Source organism: Agrococcus baldri (assembly GCA_900114805.1).
Taxonomy (GTDB): domain Bacteria; phylum Actinomycetota; class Actinomycetes; order Actinomycetales; family Microbacteriaceae; genus Agrococcus; species Agrococcus baldri.
The window spans coordinates 504,682-520,325 of sequence record FOZN01000002.1 but is presented as its reverse complement, the minus strand read 5'-3'; the positions used below and the strand labels follow the sequence as shown (position 1 = coordinate 520,325).

At 71.1% G+C, this 15,644-nt stretch carries 16 protein-coding genes; 9 read left to right on the top strand and 7 right to left on the bottom strand.

What is annotated here, in order from left to right; all coding sequences use genetic code 11:
- The first annotated feature begins 9 nt into the window (after nt 1-9).
- From BM288_RS06690 to BM288_RS06670, 5 genes are all read left to right on the top strand, one after another.
- A complete protein-coding gene (locus tag BM288_RS06690) occupies nt 10-258 on the top strand; it encodes a type II toxin-antitoxin system prevent-host-death family antitoxin (RefSeq protein WP_092917132.1) in 249 nt (82 codons plus the stop codon).
- 9 nt (nt 259-267) lie between these two features.
- Entirely contained in the window at nt 268-525 is a 258-nt protein-coding gene (locus BM288_RS06685) for a type II toxin-antitoxin system RelE family toxin (RefSeq protein WP_092917130.1), read from the top strand.
- 285 nt (nt 526-810) lie between these two features.
- Nucleotides 811-1,299, top strand: coding sequence for a phosphotransferase (locus tag BM288_RS06680; protein ID WP_318255384.1), 489 nt, complete (start codon nt 811-813; stop codon nt 1,297-1,299).
- Between the two features lie 4 nt (nt 1,300-1,303).
- Nucleotides 1,304-1,906 carry an HhH-GPD-type base excision DNA repair protein gene (locus tag BM288_RS06675; RefSeq protein WP_092917128.1) on the top strand — a complete coding sequence of 201 codons (603 nt, stop codon included), beginning with the start codon at nt 1,304-1,306 and terminating at the stop codon, nt 1,904-1,906.
- Between the two features lie 67 nt (nt 1,907-1,973).
- Complete coding sequence (locus tag BM288_RS06670; protein ID WP_092917125.1) at nt 1,974-2,891, top strand: hypothetical protein; 918 nt, start codon at nt 1,974-1,976, stop codon at nt 2,889-2,891.
- Nucleotides 2,892-2,933: 42 nt separating this feature from the next.
- On the opposite strand, the gene BM288_RS14465 is transcribed toward BM288_RS06670, so the two are convergent.
- Both BM288_RS14465 and BM288_RS06660 read right to left on the bottom strand, forming a co-directional pair.
- On the bottom strand, nt 2,934-3,185 hold the full coding sequence (locus tag BM288_RS14465; RefSeq protein WP_092917802.1) for a TetR/AcrR family transcriptional regulator C-terminal domain-containing protein: 252 nt from the start codon (nt 3,183-3,185) through the stop codon (nt 2,934-2,936).
- A 23-nt stretch (nt 3,186-3,208) separates the two neighbouring features.
- Nucleotides 3,209-4,216, bottom strand: a complete 1,008-nt coding sequence (locus BM288_RS06660) for a pirin family protein (RefSeq protein ID WP_092917123.1) — start codon at nt 4,214-4,216, stop codon at nt 3,209-3,211.
- Between the two features lie 70 nt (nt 4,217-4,286).
- On the opposite strand from BM288_RS06660, the gene BM288_RS06655 reads away from it, so the two are divergent.
- Nucleotides 4,287-5,078, top strand: coding sequence for an RDD family protein (locus BM288_RS06655; protein WP_092917121.1), 792 nt, complete (start codon nt 4,287-4,289; stop codon nt 5,076-5,078).
- 1 nt (nt 5,079) lies between these two features.
- Here the strand turns inward: BM288_RS06655 and BM288_RS06650 are convergent, their stop codons facing one another.
- From BM288_RS06650 to BM288_RS06635, 4 genes are all read right to left on the bottom strand, one after another.
- Nucleotides 5,080-5,304 carry a hypothetical protein gene (locus BM288_RS06650; RefSeq protein WP_092917119.1) on the bottom strand — a complete coding sequence of 75 codons (225 nt, stop codon included), beginning with the start codon at nt 5,302-5,304 and terminating at the stop codon, nt 5,080-5,082.
- Nucleotides 5,304-6,551: an inorganic phosphate transporter gene (locus BM288_RS06645; protein ID WP_318255383.1), complete on the bottom strand. Its 1,248-nt coding sequence runs from the start codon at nt 6,549-6,551 to the stop codon at nt 5,304-5,306. The genes BM288_RS06650 and BM288_RS06645 overlap by 1 nt, the downstream gene beginning before the upstream one ends.
- Before the next feature lie 33 nt (nt 6,552-6,584).
- On the bottom strand, nt 6,585-8,279 hold the full coding sequence (gene treS / locus BM288_RS06640; protein WP_177220312.1) for a maltose alpha-D-glucosyltransferase: 1,695 nt from the start codon (nt 8,277-8,279) through the stop codon (nt 6,585-6,587).
- A gap of 94 nt (nt 8,280-8,373) precedes the next feature.
- Nucleotides 8,374-9,402, bottom strand: coding sequence for a LacI family DNA-binding transcriptional regulator (locus BM288_RS06635; RefSeq protein WP_092917115.1), 1,029 nt, complete (start codon nt 9,400-9,402; stop codon nt 8,374-8,376).
- Nucleotides 9,403-9,685: 283 nt separating this feature from the next.
- Between BM288_RS06635 and BM288_RS06630 the strand changes: the two genes are divergently transcribed.
- From BM288_RS06630 to BM288_RS06620, 3 genes are all read left to right on the top strand, one after another.
- A complete protein-coding gene (locus tag BM288_RS06630) occupies nt 9,686-11,020 on the top strand; it encodes an ABC transporter substrate-binding protein (RefSeq protein ID WP_318255427.1) in 1,335 nt (444 codons plus the stop codon).
- Nucleotides 11,021-11,707: 687 nt separating this feature from the next.
- Complete coding sequence (locus BM288_RS14460) at nt 11,708-12,640, top strand: carbohydrate ABC transporter permease (RefSeq protein ID WP_404799694.1); 933 nt, start codon at nt 11,708-11,710, stop codon at nt 12,638-12,640.
- On the top strand, nt 12,637-13,617 hold the full coding sequence (locus BM288_RS06620; protein ID WP_092917111.1) for a carbohydrate ABC transporter permease: 981 nt from the start codon (nt 12,637-12,639) through the stop codon (nt 13,615-13,617). The genes BM288_RS14460 and BM288_RS06620 overlap by 4 nt, the downstream gene beginning before the upstream one ends.
- Here the strand turns inward: BM288_RS06620 and BM288_RS06615 are convergent.
- Nucleotides 13,614-15,587, bottom strand: a complete 1,974-nt coding sequence (locus tag BM288_RS06615; RefSeq protein WP_092917108.1) for a glycogen debranching N-terminal domain-containing protein — start codon at nt 15,585-15,587, stop codon at nt 13,614-13,616. The genes BM288_RS06620 and BM288_RS06615 overlap by 4 nt on opposite strands.
- Between the last annotated feature and the right edge of the window lie 57 nt (nt 15,588-15,644).

The following is a 15,644-nucleotide window of genomic DNA, read 5'->3' as shown; positions in this document are numbered from 1 at the left end:
CGTCTAGGCATGGCTTCCATCACCCTTTCTGAGTTCCGTGCACGGCAAAGCGACTACATCGCTGCAGCACAGCGCGAGCCCGTCGAGATCACGTCTCGTGGTGTCGGCCGCCGGGCTGTCGTTGTGTCACCGGATTTCTTCGACCGGGCACTGCAAGCCCTGGAGGATCAGGCAGATATCCGGGCCGCCGACGCGGCCCGGAACGAGGCCGAGCCGCGCGTGGCGCACTCCGATGTGATGGCCGAGTTCGGGCTCTGACCGCGGCCCGTGCAGTACGAGATCACCTACGCGCAGTCTGCCCTCAAGGCAGTGCGAAAACTCGACCGTGGGATTGCGCGCCGCATCCTGATCGCAATCGACGCACTCGCAAGCGACCCGAGACCTCACGGTTGCAAGCAGCTCAAAGGCGGCAGCGGCGAGATGCGCATCCGTGTCGGCGACTACCGCGTGATCTACGACGTCAATGATGGCGAGGTTGTGATCCTCGTGCTGGCGATCGGTCAACGTCGCGAGGTCTACCGCTGAGCCCCCACACGAACGGACACACAACAGGGTGAAAGAACACACGCTCTCGGGTGGGAACGCGACTGACCGGGTCCTGCGCGTCGGAGAGACCGTGCGCAAGCCATGGACTGCCGCCACACCCAGCGTGACGGCATTCGTCCGGGCAGTTCGTGCGGCTGGTGTGGATGCTCCCGTACCTCTCGGGCAGGACGAGGACGGACGCTCGGTTCAAGAGTTCATTCATGGGTGAGCGCCATGGAACTTGGCCCTCTGTCCCGCGGCGACTTGAGGCGAGCCGGATCGATCGTGCGTGCCATCCACGTTGCGAGCGCGCGGTTCACACCGCCCGAGAATGCACAGTGGGAGAGCGCCGTACCCGCGCCGGGGAGTGATCTTGTGTGCCACAACGACCTCGCACCGTGGAACCTCATCATCGGCGAGCGCTGGGTCTTCATCGATTGGGATGCCGCGGCTCCCAGCACACGCCTGTGGGACCTGGCGTATGCGGCACAGTCCTTCACCCTGAACGATCCGAGTCACTCGCCGCATGCCGCCGCTCGCAACCTTGCCGCGTTCGTCGATGGCTACAGTGCGGACAAGGCAACTCGAACGGCACTGCCAGCGGAGATGGGTCGACGAGCAGCGGCGATGCACGCACTGTTGGAGGATGCCGCCTCCGCTGGCCGGGAGCCGTGGGCATCCATGCACGTCAATGGTCACGGCGCGCACTGGGCGGCAGCAACACGCGTCGTCAAGGCACATCAGGACGCCTGGCGGAACGCAATGGCAAACTGAACTCATGCACGAGCTGCACATCACTGGCGACGAGGCCGCCGACCGACTGCTCTCCGACGACGACTTCGCGCTGCTGACGGGCATGCTGCTCGACCAGCAGGTGCCGATGGAGACCGCCTTCGCCGGGCCCGCGAAGCTGCGCGACCGGCTCGACGGCCTCGACGCATCCGCCATCGCCCGCATGGATCCGCAGCGTTTCGCCGCCGCCTTCGCCGCGAAGCCCGCAGTGCACCGCTTCCCCGGCTCGATGGCGAAGCGCGTGCAGGAGCTCGCGGGCGTGATCGTGCAGGAGTGGGGCGGCGACGCCGGCGCCATCTGGCGACAGGCCGACGCCGACGGCAAGGCGCCCAGCGGTGCGGAGGTGCTGCGCAGGCTCAAGGCGCTGCCGGGCTTCGGCGAGCAGAAGGCGAAGATCTTCCTCGCGCTGCTCGGCAAGCAGGCCGGCTTCGACGGCGCGGGGTGGGCGGATGCGTCGGCTCCGTACGGCGAGCAGGGCGCGAAGCGGTCGGTGGCCGACATCGTCGACCCGGCGTCGCTCGCCGAGGTGCGGGCCGCGAAGCAGGCCGCCAAGGCCGCCGCGAAGGCCGCGAAGGCCGCGAAGGGCTGAGGGGCAGGCGCAGCGAGTCATCCCGCAGGCTGACGCCGGCGCGATGGCGCACGGCTAGCGTGAGGCCATGAGCTCGCTGCCCGCCCGCGCCATCGCGCCGCTGCGACCGCTGCCTGCGCCCGCCGACCCGGTCGCGCTCGAGCGGCTGCAGGCGGATCGCCGACGCAGTGCGCTCGGCTGGCTCGCCGGTGGCGTTGCCGCGGCGCACCTCGCCGGGCTCGCACTGCCCTGGGCGAGCGCGTCGGGCGCACGGGTGCTGCCGGGTGGGATCGCGCTCGCGCTGATCGTGCTCGTCGGGCTCGGCATGCTGCTGGCAGGGTGCGCGCAGTTGGTGCTGCTCGTGCGCGCGCAGCCTCGGCGGCTGGGCTCGGCGCTGGGGGTCGGCGCCCTGGTCGCACTCGGTCTCCTGCTGGCGCCGGCTGCGGGACTGCTGGCGATCGTGTTCGGCCTCGCTCACCTGCTCGCGCCGGTGGCCGCTGCGGCGCTGGGCATCGTGCTGCTCTCGTTCGACCCGTCCATGCGCGCGGGAATGCCGCGCCCGCGGCTCGGCACGGCGCTGGGCGCGACGGCCGCGCTGCTGGCGATCGCGGTCGGCGTGCTCGACGCGCTCGTGCTGCTGCCGATGACGCTGATGCCGGGCATGCCGCTATCGGAGCTCTACGCGGGGCTCGCCGCGGCGAACGAGGATGGCGGGGTGTGGGTGCCGCTGGCCTGGGCGGGCCTCTGGGTCGTCGGCATCGCGCTGCTCGCACTGGGGCTGCTGCGCAACCGCCGCGATCAGCGCGAGGCGGCCGGCATGCTGCTCGCCGCGGCATTCTTCGCGCTGCTCGCCGTGCCGATGACGCAGTTCTCGATCGGCATGGGCGTGGCCGACACGTTCATGACCGGCGGCGGGCTCTCGGCGGCGTTCCCGGCGCTCATGCTGGCGGCCGCGCTCGCGGTGGTGCTCGGGACCGGCCTGCTCATCGGCGCCGCGCGCCGCTAGGACTCAACCGCTCTCGCGGCGGGATGTGGCGTGACCGATCGCCTACGCCGCCGCGCCGATCGATCGGAGGAAGGCGGCCACCGCCGAGCTCGCATGCGTGCGGCGCTTCGCCGGGGTGGGGATCGCCTCGTCGCCCAGCAGCATCGCGGCGTTGAGCGGACCGCCCATCACGAGCCAGTTGTACTGCTGCGCGGCCGCCTGCACATCGTGCGCCGGCAGCGCCCCGCGCTCCACCCAGGTCGTCAGCCGCTGCTCGACGCCCTCGATCGCCCGCGCCGGACCGTGCTCGAACAGCGCCCTCCCGTCGAGATCGCGAGCTAAGCCCCGCGGCGCTTCGCCCGCCCGCGCGGCAGCAGCTGCGCCGTGGGCAGCCGCGGTGCGGCGAGCGGCGGGTTCACGTCGTCGACGACCGTGCCGAAGCGCGGCCGGGCGTCCGCGCCCGAGTCGCGCTCGCGCATCCACTCGTCTCGTGCCGCGGAGACCTCGTCGTGGTCGGTGCCGATGAAGTTCCAGAACATCACGACCTCCTCGGCGAACGGCTCGCCGCCGATGAGGATGGCGACGGCATCCTGCGCCGCCGAGACGATGACCGCCTCGCGACCAGGAGCCGCGTAGGCCATCGAGCCGCGACCGGCCGGCACGTCCTCGACCGCGATGCCGTCGGTGAGGGCCAGCACGCCGTGCTCGAAGCCCGCCTGCAGCTCGAGCTGCGCCTCGCTGCCGCCGCGCATGCGCAGCTCGACGCCCAGCAGCGGCGTGTAGGCGCCGACCTGGCTCGAGGCGCCGGCGTGCTCGCCGACGAAGACGCTCGCGGTCACGCCGGGCGCGAGCTCGACCGTCGGCACCGAGTCGAGCCCGTCGAACCACGGGTCGCGGTCGCGCTCGCCGCTCGGCAGCACCGTCCACAGCTGGACCCCGTGCAGCACCTCGGTGTCGGCGGTCGAGTACTCCGAGTGGGAGATGCCGCGGCCGGAGGTCATGATGTTGAGCCCGCCGGGGCGCACCGTGTGCGAGAAGCCCGCCGAGTCGCGGTGCTCGATCGCGCCGTCGACGAGCCAGCTCCAGGTCTGCAGACCGGTGTGCGGATGCGGCGGCACGTCCATGCCCGGCCGCCCGACCAGCGAGGTGGGCCCGAAGGCATCCGCGAAGCACCAGGCGCCGATGAAGTGGCGGTGCTTGTTGGGCAGCACGCGCTGCACGGGCATCGCCCGCGGGCCGCCGAGCGGCACGTCGCGCGGCAGCAGCAGCTCGAGGCCGGCGGCGGCCGCCTCGTCGTGACAGGCCTGCTCGCTGTTCTCGACGATGGTCGCCTCGTCGTTGCTCATGGACCCACGCTAGCCGTCGGCGACTCGCTCGGGCGGGCGGCGTCATAGCCGCGCGCCGTACGATCGAGGGGTGAACGAGCAGCCTGCCGGGTGGTACCCCGATCCCTTCGCCGCCGTCCCCGGCGCAACCCGCTACTGGGACGGCGCCCGCTGGACGACCCAGGCGCAGGAGCCGGCACCCGAGCCGCAGCCGATGCTGCGAGCGGATGCGGGGCACGGTCTGGGCGCGCCGGACGCGGCTGGCCCGCCTGCGGTTGCGGGCGGAACCGGCTGGGGCACGGCCGGCCAGCACGGCGCCGCGCAGCAGGTCTCCGGTCACCCGGAGGGCATGCCCTTCGCCCGCCCCGACCGCAGCGGCGAGCTCGCCAGCTGGGGCGCACGGCTGGGCGCCTACGCGATCGACGTGATCCCGGTGGTGGTGGTCACGATGGTGCTGCTGTGGATGACGGGCGTCTCCGACGCGATGAGCGCAGCGCTGGCGGCGCAGGACCCCGCAGCGATCGACGCGGCGAGCGCGATGATGGCCCCCACGCATCCCGCCGGCTTGGCCATCACGCTCGCCAACCTCGTGTTCGTCGCGCTCTACAACATCGGCTTCCACACCTCGCGGGGCCAGACACCGGGCAAGATGCTGGTCGGCATCCGCGTGCGCCGGGTCGACGAGGATCGCAACCCCGACCTGCGGGGCGCCGGCCTGCGCTGGCTGGTGCAGTTCGGCCCCAACCTGGTCAGCGGCGTGGCGCTGCTGGGCATGCTCGCGAGCATGTTCTCGATCGCCGACCACCTGTGGCCGATGTGGGATCAGCGCAACCAGGCCTTCCACGACAAGGCAGGCCGCACGGTGGTGGTGCGGGCGCGCTGAGTCAGCCGCCGAAGATGGCGTCGCCGAAGACGATCACGACGATGCCGCCGAGCGCCAGCAGCACGCACACCAGCATGAGTGCGGCGCTGACGGCGTTCGAGCCTGGGCGGCCGCTCTCACGCGAGCGCACGCCGAGCGCGTAGATCAGCGGGATGCCGGCGCCCAGCAGCAGGCCGACGCCCAGTACCGAGCCGACGGCCACGAGCAGCACTTCGAGGTCGAACATCACTTGCCTCGCTTCCGACCGTTCTTGCCGCGCTTCTTCTTGCGCTTGCGGGGGCGCGAGATGGGCGCGATGTGCGAGGCGACCGCGCTGAGCTCGCGGTCGATCGTGCGCTTGTGCTCGCCCTTCGGCGCCTCCCAGTCGTCGGCGACGTTGTGGTGGCCGACGGGGTCGAGGCGCGAGCGCAGCCACATCGCGGTGCACGCGACGACGAGGATGGTCGTCACGACGACCGCACCCCAGAAGTGGTCGAAGAGGTTGGTGAGCAGCAGGCAGGCGGCGCCCACTGCGCCGGCGGCAGGCAGGGTGATGATCCAGGCGATCAGCATGCGCCGCGCGACCGACCAGCGCACCTTCACGTCGTCGCGGGCGAGGCCCGATCCGATCACCGAGCCGCTCGCCACGTGCGTGGTCGACAGCGGCAGGCCCAGGTGGCTGGAGGTGAGGATGATGGATGCGCTGGAGAAGTCGGCCGACATGCCCTGGCGCGGGGAGATGTCGACGATGCCCTTGCCGAGCGTGCGGATCACGCGCCAGCCGCCCATGTAGGTGCCGGCGGCGATCGCGAGCGCGCACGTGACGCGCACCCACAGCGGCATGTCGGCGTCGGGGTCGATCGTGCCGTGCGCGACGAGGGCGAGGAAGATGACGCCCATCGTCTTCTGCGCGTCGTTGGTGCCATGCGCGAGCGACATGAGCGATGCCGCCCCGATCTGGCCCCAGCGGAAGCTGCGCTTCTCTGCCCGCTCGCTGATGTTGCGGGTCACGCGGTGCACGAGCCAGGTGCCGATGAACGCGACGAAGCCCGCGATCACGGGAGCGAAGAGCGCCGGGATGAGGATCTTCTGGCTCACGCCGCCCCACAGCACGCCGCTGAGGCCGAGCGCGGCGATGGTGGCGCCGATGAGCCCGCCGAACAGCGCGTGGCTGGAGGAGGAGGGCAGGCCGAACAGCCAGGTCAGCACGTTCCAGACGATCGCGCCGGTCAGGCCGCACAGCACGATGAGCATCAGCTGCTCGCCGTCGACACCCGTGAGGTCGACGATGCCGCTGCCGACCGTGCGGGCGACCTCGATCGACAGGAAGGCTCCCACCAGGTTGAGCGAGGCCGAGAGCGCGACCGCCGGCTTCGGCTTCAGCGCGCCGGTGGCGACCGATGGCGCCATGGCATTGGCCGTGTCGTGGAAGCCGTTGGTGAAGTCGAACGCGAGCGCGACGATCACGACGATCACGAGAATGGCGAGTTCCACCGCGCCAGTCTGCCACCTCGCGGGCCCGGCGCCCTACTGCGGGCTCAACCCCAGCCAGTAGAAGGACTGCGTGCCGAAGGTGAGCGAGAAGCGGCCATCCGCAGCGATGGTCGGGAATTCGCCGCCCCCGAACAGGTCGTTCAGGCGGGATCCGGCGAACTGCGGCGCGTCGAGCGTCACGTGCACGGGGTTGTGGCTGAACGAGAACACGCACAGCACCTGCTCGGGCCGCGCGCCGCCGTAGCTGCCGTCGCCCTCGTAGGAGCGCACGAACGCGAGCACCGCGTCGTTGTCGGTGTCGAGCACCGTGAGACGTCCGAGCCCGAACACCGGGTGCTGCCGCCGCGCGTGCAGCACCGAGCGCATCCAGTTGAGCAGGCTCGAGGCCTGCGCCATCTGCGACTCGACGTTGACGGATGCGTAGTTGTAGACCAGCGACTGCACCACCGGCAGGTAGAGCTTGCCGGGGTCGGCGCTGGAGAAGCCGGCGTTGCGGTCGGGCGTCCACTGCATGGGTGTGCGTGAGGCGTCGCGGTCGTCGAGCCAGATGTTGTCGCCCATCCCGATCTCGTCGCCGTAGTACAGAAAGGGCGATCCCGGCAGCGACAGCAGGAGCGCGTTGGCGAGCTCGAGCTCGGCGCGCGAGTTGTCGAGCAGCGACGCGAGACGGCGGCGGATGCCGACGTTCGAGCGCATCCGCGGGTCGTACGCGTACCAGCCGTACATCGCCTGCCGGTACTCCTCGCTGACCATCTCGAGCGTGAGCTCGTCATGGTTGCGCAGGAACACGCCCCACGCCGCGCCCGGCGGCACCTCCACCTGCTCGGCGAGGATGCGCTTGAGCTCGAGCGCGTTCTGCGCCCGCAGCGAGTAGAAGATGCGCGGCATGGTCGGGAAGTCGAAGGCCATGTGGCACTCGGGCTGCTCGGCGGAGCCGAAGTAGGCGGCGGTCTCCGCCGGCCACTGGTTCGCCTCGGCGATCAGCACCCGGCCCGGATACTCGTCGTCGACGATGCGGCGCAGCGTGCGGAGGTAGGCGTGCGTGGCGGGCTCCGACTCGCCGTTGCCGTCCTCCGACTCGTACAGGTAGGGGATGGCGTCCAGCCGGATGGCGTCGACGCCCATGTCGAGCCAGAAGCGCAGCACGGCCTCGATCGCCTCGTGCACGGCCGGGTTCTCGTAGTTGAGGTCGGGCTGGTGCGAGAAGAAGCGGTGCCAGTAGAACTGCCGGCGCACCGAGTCGAAGGCCCAGTTCGACTCCTCCGTGTCGACGAAGATGATGCGCACGTTCGGGTAGCCGTCGTCCGTGTCGCGCCAGACGTAGAAGTCGCCGTAGGGGCCCTCCGGATCCTCGCGGGAGGCGAGGAACCACGGGTGCTGGTCGCTGGTGTGGTTGATCGGCAGGTCGATCATGACCCGCATGTTGCGCGCGTGCGCCTGCGCGACGAAGTGGCTGAAGTCGTCGATGGTGCCGTACTCGGGCAGCACGCCGGTGAAGTCGCTCACGTCGTAGCCGCCGTCGCGCAGCGGCGACGGGTAGAACGGCGGCACCCAGACGCCGTCGACGCCCAGCCACTGCAGGTAGTCGAGCTTCGAGGTGAGGCCGTCGAAGTCGCCGAAGCCGTCGCCGTTCGAGTCGACGAACGAGCGCACCATCACCTCGTAGAACACGCTCTTGCGGTGCCAGTCGCGGTCGAGCGACAGCCCGGGGGCATGCGAGGGCTGCATCGGGATGGGCGAGGTGAAGCTCACGTGCGCTCCTTGACGGGGGCGGATGCGATGGGTCGCGTCGACCGTCCGGCCACGCTACCGGGCGGGCGGGTCACGGGCGCGGCGGGGCGGTCGAGGCGCGCACCACGAGCTCTGGCGCGTAGCCGGTGTGGCTGCGGTCGGGCTGGCTCGCATCGCCCCCGCGCCGCCCGCGCGAGCGCATCGCACCCATGATCCAGGCGACGACGTCCTCGCCGTGCTGGGCTGGATCCTGCCGGATGGTGGTGAGGCCGAAGGGCGCGGCGCTGGGCACGTCGTCGACGCCGACGACGCTCAGCTCCTCCGGCACGCGGATGCCGAGCTGGTGCGCCGCGAGCATGACGCCGAGCGCCACCTCGTCGGTGCCGGCGACGATGCCGGTCGGGCGATCGGGCCGGTCGAGGAAGTGGAGCGCGACGGCGTGCGCGCCCTCCAGGGTGGTCGGCACGGTGCGCACCGGACGCATCCGCAGCCCGTGCTCGGCCGAGACGGCCTCGAACGCGCGCTTGCGGCGGTCGGAGGAGGAGGCGTCGAAGGGCTGCACCTCGGTCTGGCTCGCGATGTGCAGCAGGTCGGTGTGGCCGAGCTGCACCAGGTGCTCGGTGGCCTGCGCGCCGGCGGCGTCGTCGTCGAGGCAGAACGAGCGCGTGTGGGGGGTCGGCTCACCCACCGTCGCGACCGGGATGCCGAGCTCGGCCAGCCGCGTGAGGTCACCGCCGACGAGGCTCCAGGTGATGGTGACGAGGCCGTCGACCTCGCCGCGGCGCATGAAGCGCTCGAACTTCTCGTGGCCGCCGTGCCCGAAGGCGCCCAGATCGTAGAGCAGCACGTCGTGCTCGTGGAGGTCGGCGGCGTGCGCGATGCCGTGCAGCACGCTGCCGAAGTACCAGCGGTCGACGGAGGGGGTGAGCACGCCGATGGTGCGGGTGAGTCCGGTCGCGAGCCGCCGGGCGGCACCGGAGGCGCGGAAGCCGAGCTCGTCGGCCACGCGCTGCACCTTCGTCCTGGTGGCGGGCGAGACGCCGTCAGCGCCCGAGAGCGCGCGGGACGCGGTCGCCTTCGAGACGCCGGCGGCGCGGGCGACATCGTCGAGCCGTGGCATCGTGCCTCCTCGCGCCGGGGCGGGCGGGTGCGCCGCCGGTCCATCGTTGGAACCGGTTCCGAGCGTAGGCCCTGGAGACCCCCCGGCCAAGACGCCCGTGCTGGGATCGTTGCACAATCGCAACCTGATGCCCGATGGCAAACCGGTGCGCGGTGCGCTAGCGTCGCTGGCAATGGAACCGGTTCCGGTTTCGAGTTCGGCACGACGCTGTGCGCCTCGCCTGCGGCACGTGCCCAATGCACTGAGCGAAGGAGTTCACGTGAAGCACGCACGCAGGATCGCGATGCCGCTGGGCATCGCGGGTGTCGCAGCGCTCGCCCTCACGGGCTGCGTCGGCGACGCACCGGCCGACCCCTCTGCCGAGCCGGGCGGCTCCGAGGCCCCCACGGCCGCGGGCTGCGAGGCCTACGCCGACTACGGCACCTTCGACGGTGAGGAGGTCGACCTGTACGGCACGATCCTCGACGTCGAGGCCGATCGTCTCAACGAGTCGTGGGCCGAGTTCGAGGACTGCACCGGCATCGACGTGGTCTACGAGGGCTCCGGCGAGTTCGAGGCCCAGATCAACGTCCGCGTCCAGGGCGGCAACCCGCCCGACCTCGCGATCTTCCCGCAGCCGGGTCTGCTGGCGTCCGTCGCCGGCACCGGCTCCATCCTGCCGGCGCCCGAGTCGGTCGCCGCGAACGCGCAGGAGTTCTGGAGCGAGGACTGGCAGAACTACGGCACCGTCGACGGCGAGTTCCTCGCCGCGCCGCTCATGGCCAGCATCAAGGGCTACGTCTGGTACTCCCCCTCGGTCTGGGAGGAGAACGGCTGGGAGGTGCCGACCACGCTCGACGAGCTCGATGAGCTGACGGCGACCATCGCCTCCTCCGACACCATGAAGCCCTGGTGCGTCGGCTTTGGCTCAGGTGAGGCGACCGGCTGGCCGGGCACCGACTGGGTGGAGGATTACGTGCTCCGCACGGCGGGACCTGACGTCTATGACCAGTGGATCACGCACGAGATCCCGTTCGACGACCCGGCGATCGTCGATGCGATGAACCGCGTCGGCGACCTGATCAAGAACCCCGACTACGTCAACGGCGGCTTCGGCGACGTCTCGACCATCGCGACCCAGGACTTCGGCCAGGCCGGCTGGCCCGTCACCGAGGGCGAGTGCGCGATGCACCACCAGGCGTCGTTCTACGAGGGCCTCTTCCCGGAGGGCACGACGGTCGCTGAGGACGGCGACGTGTGGGCCTTCATCCTGCCCGGCACCGAGGCGGGCGCGCCCGCCGTCACCGGTGGCGGCGAGTTCGTCGGCGCGTTCAGCGACGACGAGGCGGTCGTGGCGGTGCAGACGTTCCTCTCGAGCGCGGAGTGGGCCAACAGCCGCGTCTCGCTCGGCGGCGTGCTCTCGGCCAACAGCGGGCTCGACCCGGCGAACGCCTCCAGCCCGCTGCTGGTCTCGGCTGCCGAGACCCTGCAGGACCCGAACACCACCTTCCGGTTCGACGGGTCCGACCTGATGCCCGGCGCTGTCGGCGCAGGCACGTTCTGGGTGGCGATGGTCGACTGGATCTCGGGGGCCGACACGGAGACCGTGCTCGGCCAGGTCGAGTCCAGCTGGCCGTAACAGTTCGCTGATGCCTGATGTGGGGGCCGCACGCGCGGCCCCCACATCAGCATCCACCGGAGGTGACGAATGACCACGATGGATCTGCTCGGCAAGCTGCTGCAGGGAGTCGTAGGGCTCGGAGCGTTCGGCGTCGTGATGGCGCTGCTGCTGGCCTTCCTCGACCGACCCGATGACCAGCCGGGGGGCTGGCGCGGTTCGATGAAGCAGGGGCTGCGTCCCCGCCTGATCATCATCGGCGTGCTCGTGCTGCTCGCGCTGCTCGCCAGGCTGCTCTACGGCGCCGTGCCGTGGATGACGCAGGGGATGACCAACGCGCTGATCATCCTGGCCGTCGCCGGCATCGCGGTCGTCGTGCTCCAGTGGCTGCTCGACAGGCTGCTGCGGCCCGCGACACCAGCCGTCCGCAGCGCCGTCCTTCGACTGGTCGGCGCGGCCATCGCGGTCGCGATCGTGCTCGTCGCGCAGGTCGCCGAGAGCATCCCGTCGCTCGAGTGGGTCACCCCCGCGCTCGTCCTCGCGGGCGTCATCGTCGGCTGGCCCGTCGTGGGCGTGCTGCTGGCGACGGCGGCGCTCGCATTCGCGCCCCACCGCATCCGTCGTCAGGGCCGCCTGCTCGTCTGGCTGCTGGCCGCCGTCGCGGTGGTCGTCATCGCGCTCGTGCTCGAGCAGGGGCGGGAGCAGCCGATCGGCGTCTGGCCGTGGACCGGCGCGCTCGCGCTGAGCGTCATCGGCGTGCTCGGCTACCTCGCCGATCGCGACGACGACTCGAAGCCGATGCTCGTCTTCCTCATGCCGGCGGCGCTGCTGCTGACGGTCGGCCTCATCTACCCCGCGATCCGCACGACGATGCTCGCGTTCACCGGCCGCGCGGGGGAGTACGTCGGCATGGAGAACTTCGTCTGGATGTTCACCCAGCGCGAGGCGCTCATCACGCTCGGCAACACGATCGCGTGGGTCATCCTCGTGCCGCTGCTCTCGACCGCGGTCGGCCTCGCCTACGCGGTCTTCATCGACAAGAGCCGCGGCGAGCGCGTCTACAAGATGCTCGTGTTCATGCCGATGGCGATCTCGTTCGTGGGCGCCAGCATCATCTGGAACTTCATGTACGCCTACCGCGGTCCGGAGCAGGATCAGATCGGCCTGATCAATCAGCTGATCGTGCTGGTCGGCGGCGAGCCGCAGCAGATCCTGCAGAACAGCCCGTGGAACACGCTCGCCCTCATCATCGTCATGATCTGGATCCAGACCGGCTTCGCGATGGTGGTGCTCTCGGCGGCGATCAAGGGCGTGCCGACCGAGCAGCTCGAGGCGGCCGAGATCGACGGCGCCAACCCCTGGCAGCGGTTCCGCAACGTGACCGTGCCGAGCATCCGCACCTCGATCGTGGTGGTCGTGACGACCATCTCGATCGCGACGCTCAAGGTGTTCGACATCGTGCGCACCATGACCGCAGGCAACTTCGACACATCCGTCATCGCCAACGAGATGTACACGCAGGCGTTCCGCTCCGGCGAGCCCGGGCGCGGTGCCGCACTGGCGCTCGTCCTGTTCGTCATGGTGCTGCCGATCGTCGTCTACAACATCCGCGTCCTGAACCAGCAGAAGGCGATCCGATGAGTCAGAGTCAAGCCGCAGTCACCCCTGATCCCGAGGTCGACCCGGACACCGCGGCGCCGGCTGTCACGACACGCGCCGACCGCGTCAAGCGACGGCTCACGAGCCCGTGGGCGACGATGGCCGCGCTGGTGATCGCCGTGCTGTGGACGATCCCCACCTTCGGGCTGCTCCTGTCGTCGTTCCGGCCGGCCGACCAGATCGCCTCGACCGGCTGGTGGACGTTCTTCTCGAACCCCGAGCTGACGCTCGACAACTACACCGAGGTGCTCTTCTCGGGCTCGGACACGTCCGCGCAGCTGGGCGAGTACTTCGTGAACTCGCTCATGATCGCCATCCCGGGCTCGATCATCCCGCTCGTGCTCGCGTCGCTCGCGGCCTACGCCTTCGCGTGGGTGAAGTTCCGCGGCTCGTCGACGCTGTTCGTGATCGTGTTCGCGCTGCAGATCGTGCCGCTGCAGATGGCGCTCATCCCGCTGCTGCAGCTGTTCGTCACGTTCGTGCACCCGTTCCAGCGCGCGCTGCACGAGGCGGTGCCGTTCATCAGCGACCAGCAGTTCCCGCCGGTCTGGATCGCGCACGCCATCTTCGGCCTGCCGCTGGCGATCTTCCTGCTGCACAACTTCATCTCGCAGATCCCCGGCGAGGTGATCGAGGCCGCGCGCGTCGACGGCGCCGGGCACGGGCAGATCTTCTTCCGCATCATCCTGCCGCTCGCGATGCCCGCGATCGCGTCGTTCGGCATCTTCCAGTTCCTCTGGGTGTGGAACGACCTGCTGGTGGCGCTGGTGTTCTCGTCTGGCACTCCCGATACCGCGCCGATCACGCAGCGGCTGGCAGAGCTCGCAGGATCCCGCGGCGAGAACTGGGCTCGACTGACCGCGGGCGCGTTCGTGTCGCTCATCGTGCCGCTCATCGTGTTCTTCGGCCTGCAGCGCTACTTCGTGCGAGGGCTGCTGGCGGGGTCGACGAAGGGCTAGGGCTCCTGCGGCGCGGGCGCGCTCGTCACCAGGCGCAGGTGCGCCCGCCCGCGGGGCTCGGGGTGTGCGCGCGCCTGCGCGTTGATCTCGATCGGCTCGGGTGCGCTCGGCGGCACAGCCGTGAGCAGCCGCTCGGTCTCCCTCGGCGGCTCGGCGCCGGCCGCAGCAGTCAGGGCCATCGAGACGGGCACGACGGATGCGGCGCTCCAGGCCCGCAGGCTGCAGGCACCCGGGTAGGGGATCGGCGTGGGCGTCTCGTCGAGCCCGAAGCCGCTGTAGAGCTCCGGCATGCGGCCGCCGAACGCATCCGCCGCCCGCTCCAGCTGCTCGGCGAGCGCGCGCGCCTCCGCGCGGAAGCCGGAGCGCAGCAGCCCCTCGATGGCGATCGCCGTCTCGTGCGGCCGGATCGCGCCGCAGTCGTGCACGAGCGGCCAGTAGCGCTCGGCATCGGTCGCCATGGTGCGCAGCCCGAAGCCGGAGGAGAGCCGCTCGTCGAGCAGCAGCCGCGCCACCTCGGCCTCCTCGACGCGGCTGAGCAGCGTCGTGCCGATCAGCTGGCCGACGCCGCCGACGAGGGTCGCATCGGGGTCGTCGTCGGCATCGAGCGCCATGGCGGGGTAGCGGATGCCGCCCCGCTCGACCCAGAAGCGCTCGCGGAACCGGGTGCGCAGCTGCCCGGCCCAGGTCAGCCAGCCACTGCCGTCGTCTCCCAGCGCATCCAGCAGCGCCGCACCCGCCACCGCTGCGCGGCAGGCGAGGCCCTGCGCCTGCGCGGTCGCCGTGCCGGATCCCTCCTGCCCGGCCTCGTCGGGGCACCGGAGGAACCCGTCGCCGGTGTGCGCACGCAGCCAGAACAGCGCTGCGTGCAGCGCCATGCGCAGCTCCCGCACCGCGTCGATCGGCAGGCCGGCCCGCCAGGCGTCGTGCAGCAGCACGATCCACAGCGGTGTCGGCTCCATCGACCCGGCGTAGACCGGTGGCGCCTCGACGCCGGGACGCAGCGCATCCGTCGCGCCCTGCCGCATCGCGTGCAGGATCCGACCGGGCTCCTCGCCCGTCGCTGATTCGAACTGCACGCCCTGCCTGGCCGCGAGGGTGCGCAGCGTGCCCTCGGCGATCCGCCCGCCCAGCGGCAGCAGCAGCCGGCACGTGATCAGCGCATCGCGCGCGACCATCGTCATGTGCCAGGGGCCGCCGGCGGCCGGAAAGGCACCGTGTCCGGCATCCAGCATGAGCTGCTCGAGGTCGTCCATCGCGCGTGCCGTCCAGCGGTCGAGCGCCGGTCGCCCGCTCGGCTGCAGCTCGTCGCACGGGCGCTCATGCTCGGCGCCGCGCACGGCGAGCGTCGGGTCGTCGATGTCGAGCGCGAGCGTGATGCCGCCCCAGTCGTCGGGCACGACGTGCACCTGCTGCGACACGATCACCCGATCGCGGTCGATGCGCACGCGCGCGCCGCGGCCGCTCGCGCGCAGGGTGCGGGTGCCGTCGGTCGCGACCGCCCCGTCGCCCTCGAGCGCGAGCGCGATCGCCGCCGGCTCCGCCTCGCCGGTGCGCACCGCCGAGACGGGCGCGAGCTCGATCTCGCACACGAGCTCGAGCACACAGTCGATCGGCTCGTCGCCGCTGTTGATGAGCGTCACCCGCTCGACCATCCCGCCCGGGTGGACCCCACGCATCCGCTCGACCCAGACGCGGGGGATGGGCCGGCCCGTCGCCGGGTCGAGGACGACGGCGCGGGCGACGGTGCCCTCGGGTTCGTCGGCAGTCGAGATGTACGCGGTGGGCACCCCGTCGAGCAGCAGATCGATGCCCCGCACGTAGCGCCAGTCGCCGTGGAAGAGCCCGTGCGAGCCGCCGACCGGCATCGTGCCGTCCTGGGCGCACCACACCTGCGTGGGGGCGGCCAGGCCGACGAGCTCTGTGTGGGGGAGCGGCCGCTGGGTGGCGTTCCTCCGAGGCTCATCGTGCATCGATGCACTCCGATCGTTCACTGGACGCCATTCACGCTAGCCCGCGAGCCGCGGGAC